Genomic DNA, 5360 nt, shown 5'->3' with positions numbered 1-5360 from the left:
AGGTCCAGGCCGTCAGTCCGGCCAGCGCGAGCGAGCAGGCGACCACCGGGACGAGCGCGGCGCGCAGCCCCTCGCGCGCGCGTCGACGGGTCGGGAACCAGCTGCCCGACATCTGATCCGAAGGTGAACGCGTCATCGCCCCGTACCTCTCGCTCGGCCCCTGGTACCCGCCCGGTGTGATTGCGGCGCCGGCTGCCAGGTGCGCAACCGGAGACTGTTGGCCACCACCATCAGGGAACTCACCGACATCGCCGCGGCCGCGACCATCGGGTTGAGCAGCCCCACCGCGGCGAGCGGCACGGTGACGACGTTGTAGCCGAACGCCCAGACCAGGTTGGCCCGGATCGTCCCGAGGGTCCGCCTGGCCAGCTCGACGGCGTCGGCGACCGCCTCGATGTCTCCGCGTACCAGCGTGACGTCGGCCGCGCCGATGGCCACATCCGTTCCGCTCCCCATGGCGATGCCGAGATCCGCCCCGGCCAGGGCGCCGGCGTCGTTCACCCCGTCGCCGATCATCGCCACCCGGCGTCCCTGAGCGCGCAACTCCCGTACGAGCCGCGTCTTGTCCTCGGGCGAGCAGTGCGCGTGCACGTCCGTGATGCCGAGCGCGGCGGCGACCCGCGCCGCGGTGCCCTCGCGGTCGCCGGTGGCCAGTACCGGCTCCACCCCCAGGCGCCGCAGCCGGGCGACGGTCCGGTAGCTGCCGGGGCGCAGGACGTCGCCGAGGGCGATCAGGGCCTGGTCGGCGCCGCCCACCCGGACCAGCACCGGCGTGTGCGCGGCCGCCTCCGCCTCGGCCAGGGCCCTGTCCAGCGACGGATGCAGGTCCGCGCCGGCGGCGCAGACCTCCACGCGGTGGCCCTCCACCACCCCGGTCACACCGATGCCCGCGGTGGCCAGGAAACCGGTCACCTCGCCCGGCGGCCGGCCGTAGGGCTCCTGCCGGGAGTACGCGACCACGGCGCGGCCCAGCGGATGCTCGGAACCGTGTTCCACCGCCGCGGCCAGCCACAGGGCCCGCTCCTCGCCGATCCCGTCCGGTACCGCCGTCACGCGCGCGACGGTCATACGGCCGGTCGTCAGGGTGCCCGTCTTGTCGAGGACCACGGTGTCCACCTGCCGCAGGGTCTCCAGCGCCCGCGGGCCGCTGACCAGCAGACCCAGCTGCGCCCCCCGGCCCGTGGCCGTCAGCAGGGCCGTGGGGGTCGCCAGCCCCAGCGCACAGGGACAGGCCACCACCAGGACGGCCACACAGGCCGTGACCGCCGCCTGCGGATCGGCCCCGGCTCCGAGCCAGAAGCCGAGAACGGTGACGGCCAGGGCCAGCACGACCGGCACGAAGACCCCCGCCACCGTGTCGGCCAGACGCTGTGCCCGGGCCTTTCCGGCCTGCGCCTCGGTGACCATGCGGGTGATCCGGGCGAGCTGGGTGTCCGCCCCGACCGCGGTGGCCCGGACGACCAGCAGACCGCCCGCGTTGACCGCACCACCGACCACCGCCTGGCCGGGGCCCACCTCTACGGGCTCGCTCTCGCCGGTGACCAGCGAAAGGTCGACGGCCGAACCGCCGGAGGCCACCACCCCGTCCGTCGCGACCCGCTCGCCCGGCCGGACGATGAACTCCTGCCCCACCCGCAACCGCCCGATCGGGACGAGCCGCTCGCGGCCGTCCTCCCGTACGGTCACCTCCTTGGCGGTCAGTCCGGCGAGCGAGTGCAGTGCCTCACCCGTGCCCCGGCGGGCCCGGGATTCGAGGAAGCGCCCGGTCAGCACGAACAGCGGGACCCCGACCGCCGCCTCCAGATAGATGTGGGCCACCCCGCCGCCGGCCGAGGGCAGCAGGCTGAACGGCATCCGCATCCCCGGATCGCCCGCCCCGCCCAGGAACAGTGCGTACGCCGACCAGGAGAAGGAAGCGACCACGCCCAGCGACACCAGGGTGTCCATCGTCGCCGCCGCGTGCCGCAGCCCCCGTAACGCGCGGGTGTGGAACGGCAGCGAACCCCAGACGGCGACCGGCGCGGCCAGCACGAAGCACAGCCACTGCCAGTTGCGGAACTGAAGGGCGGGCGCCATCGACAGCACCAGCACCGGAACGGACAGCAAGGCGGTGATCAGCAGCCGCCGTACATCCTCGCGGCCGGAAGAGCCATCGGTCCGCTCCGACGGCGTCGGGTCTTCGACGGCCTCGGGCGGCGTCGGCAGTTCGGCGCTGTAACCCGCCCGCTCGACCACCGCGACGAGGTCCTCGGTCGTCACGTACGACGGATGCAGCACCCTGGCCCGTCCGGTGGCGAGGTTGACCGTGGCGCTCACACCCTCGATCTTCGCCAGCCGCTTCTCGACACGGGTGACGCAGGCCGCGCAGGTCATCCCGCCGACGAACAGATCGGTGGTGGCCACCACCTCGGTCCCCTCGGCCGTCACCGCGTGCCACCCGCACCGCCGGCGTGCCCGTGCGGCCGTCCCAGGTCCCCTACGAATCCGGGGCTTTTTACCTCGGTGGACCGCATGCCGGGAGCCACGGGGCCGGCGCCCGCCCCCACCGCGTACGCGGCGCCGAACATCACTATCAGGAGCGCCACGAAGCCGGCGAGAGCGGGCGGCGGCGCCCACCGCTTCAGCGCGGTGATCGCCAGGGTCGGGTACTCCAGCCGGTCCGTCATCGCCACTCCGGATTCTTGTACTCGGTTCCAGACGGACGGGTGCCGATCAGGCCGTGCCGGAGCCGGGACGGCACTCCCTCCGGCCAGGTGGTCGCAGCGGGGCGGACGGAAGTTCCCGTGACTTTTGATTCCGTGCCCGACCATCGGGAGCGAGGTCACAGGATCGGACCCTTATGGACCTCTTGCTCCGTATGTCACTCTGGCCGGGCGCATCGGGTCACCCGCCCGCCGCCCGCCCGCCCCGGCCGTCCGACGACTCGGAAAATGCCCATGTCCTTGCCGTTCCCGTACCGAGCCGTCCCCGCCGTGCTGGCCGGTGCCGCGACCGCCCTTCTGGTGGCGTGCACGCCCTCGACGGCCGCCGGCGCGGCGGTACCCGCTTCCGCCGGTTCGGCCACGCCCCCGGCGGTGGTCACCCGCGCCGCCGCCCCCGCCCCCGCTCCCGTGGCCTCGACGCTGTCCATACCGGCCGCGGGCATCGCCGGGCTGCGCGTGGTTCCGTACGAGGGCACCACCGACGACGTGGCGGGAACCCGCATCCAGGACCTCGGTGTGGCGGCCAGCCCGTACGGGGAGCGGGGCGGGGTCGGACCGGGCCAGGTGGGCAACTTCCTGGTCACCGCGCACCGCCTGTCGGCCGGGGGCCCGCTGGGGCGCCTGCCCGCCGTCCAGCGGGGCGACACGGTCCTCGTGACCGTGGGCGGGGTGGTGTACACCTACGAGATCACCGAGACCCGCAAGACGTCCTTCCGGTCGGAGCGCTCGCTGGGCGAACAACGTGCCGCGGTGCCCGGGGTACCCGGGGCGGCACCCACCCAGGCCATGATCACGATTTCGACCTGTGCCACGCCCGAGGACCACGCCGAGGGCAACTTCTGGAGCGACGCCCAGGGCAATCCCGAGCACCGCATCGACAAGATCGGTGTGCTGCGCAAGACCTCCGGAGCCACGCCCGCCGGCTGACGCGCGGCCGGCGCTGGGCCTCCGCTTCGTGACGTGACCGTGTCGGCGTTCTCGTGAGCGCGACGGCGACGGCGGGGAGGAGCGCGGGGGAAGAGGCCGGAATGTCGGCGGGACCGCTTCGGGCGGCCGTCCCCGGGCGCGCCTGATCCAGGGCTACACCGTCGGCCGTGGCTCGCCCTGGCCGGGTGTGTCGTTCGCCACCTCGGCGGACGGCGTCGCCGGCGTGGTCAGGGGGCCGGTGAGGTAGGCCAGCAGGCCGGCGATCTCGTGGCCGGCCTCCGCCGGGTGGCGGAAGCGCGCGCCGGGAGCGACGACGTAGCGGTTGCGCCGCCCGTCCCGGGTCCGGCTGAGGTACCCGTCCGCCTGGAGGTCCGTGACGATCGCCTGCACGGTGCGCTCGGTCAGCCCGCAGGCCAACGCGATGTCGCGCAGCCGGATGCCCGGGTCGCGCGCGATGGCGATCAGCACCCGAGCATGGTTCGTCAGGAAGGTCCATCCATGGCGACGGGGACCTGTGTGCTCGCTCTCCACACCGTCATTCTTGAGGGATGACTCACGAAATGCAATTCCCGAACCAGTTTTCCGGTATTACTTGACGTCTGTCCCGGGCCCCGGCAGGGTGCAGAGGAGCGGAACCGGAGTTCCGCATGACCAGAGCTATCGAGCGACGCACCGCACCGCAAGCACACGTGCCCAAGGAGCGAAGACGATGACCTTCACGGCCACGGCCGAGGCCATGACCCCGACGACGATCCCGACGACGGCCACCCCCGCCGGTGGCACCGGCGAAGCCCCCGCACTCGGCGGGCTGCCGGACGTGCCCTGCCCACGGGAACTGTCGACCCGCGACGCCCGGGAGCTGACCGGTGTCTTCTTCGAACGGCTGCAAAGCCTCGAAGAGGGGACCCGCGAGTACCAGTACGTGCGCAACACCCTGATCGAGATGAACATCTCACTGGTCCAGTTCGCCGCCCGCCCGTTCCGCGACCGCCCCGGCGGCCCGGAGAACGAGGACATCGTCCAGGTCGGCATCATCGGACTGATCAAGGCCATCGACCGGTACGACCCCGAGCGCAACACACAGCTCAGCACGCTCGCCCTGCCCTACATCACGGGCGAGATCAAGCGCCACTTCCGCGACACCACCTGGGCCGTACGGGTTCCGCGCCGGCTCCAGGAGCTGCGCCTGCAGCTCGCGAAGGCCACGGAGGAATTGACCGCCGAGACGGACCGCGCGCCCACCCCCTCGGAACTCGCCGAGCGGCTGGACCTCACCGAGGACGAGGTCCGCCAGGGCCTCGTCGCGGCCAACGGCTACTCCACCCAGTCCCTGGACGTGCCCCAGGACAGTGCCGCCGGCGGCTCCCAGGCCTCCACGGCCGCACGGACCGCGCGCAGCCTCGCCGAGACCATGGGCGACATCGACCCCGCCCTGGAGGCGGTCGAGGACCGGCACGCCCTCGCGCCCCTGCTCGCCGACCTGGACGAGCGCTCCACACAGATCCTGGAGCTGCGCTTCGGCCAGGAGATGACCCAGGCGGAGATCGGGGAGGAGATCGGCCTCTCCCAGATGCAGGTCTCCCGTCTGCTCACCCGTACGCTGGGCTCCCTGCGCCAGGAACTGCTGCAAGGCTGACCCGGAGCGCCCGGAGCCGACGGCACCCGGCCGGCCCGACCCCGGTACGCGCGACCCGGGCACGCCTGAACCCGCTGATACCGGCCGTCGGGTTC

General features: G+C 73.0%; 5 protein-coding genes. 2 read left to right on the top strand and 3 right to left on the bottom strand.

Going from position 1 to position 5360, the window contains the following annotated elements; translation table 11 throughout:
* Positions 1-132: 132 nt before the first annotated feature.
* Entirely contained in the window at positions 133-2373 is a 2241-nt protein-coding gene (locus ACWGIU_RS28525; protein ID WP_453710512.1) for a heavy metal translocating P-type ATPase, read from the bottom strand.
* Between the two features lie 50 nt (positions 2374-2423).
* Positions 2424-2666, bottom strand: a complete 243-nt coding sequence (locus ACWGIU_RS28520) for a hypothetical protein (protein ID WP_453710510.1) — start codon at positions 2664-2666, stop codon at positions 2424-2426.
* A gap of 264 nt (positions 2667-2930) precedes the next feature.
* Here ACWGIU_RS28520 and ACWGIU_RS28515 point away from each other — a divergent pair, with 264 nt between their 5' ends.
* The gene (locus tag ACWGIU_RS28515; RefSeq protein ID WP_453710508.1) at positions 2931-3629 is read left to right on the top strand and encodes a class E sortase; all 699 of its coding nucleotides are present in this window, start codon (positions 2931-2933) and stop codon (positions 3627-3629) included.
* 153 nt (positions 3630-3782) lie between these two features.
* Here ACWGIU_RS28515 and ACWGIU_RS28510 read toward each other — a convergent pair whose 3' ends face one another.
* Entirely contained in the window at positions 3783-4160 is a 378-nt protein-coding gene (locus ACWGIU_RS28510; protein WP_453710506.1) for a helix-turn-helix transcriptional regulator, read from the bottom strand.
* Between the two features lie 178 nt (positions 4161-4338).
* On the opposite strand from ACWGIU_RS28510, the gene ACWGIU_RS28505 reads away from it, so the two are divergent.
* On the top strand, positions 4339-5265 hold the full coding sequence (locus ACWGIU_RS28505; protein ID WP_453710504.1) for a SigB/SigF/SigG family RNA polymerase sigma factor: 927 nt from the start codon (positions 4339-4341) through the stop codon (positions 5263-5265).
* Positions 5266-5360 lie beyond the last annotated feature (95 nt).

It is taken from the genome of Streptomyces sp. NPDC054840 (assembly GCF_053611065.1).
Note: the sequence above shows the minus strand (reverse complement) of the source record. Positions and strands in the feature narration are given on the sequence as shown.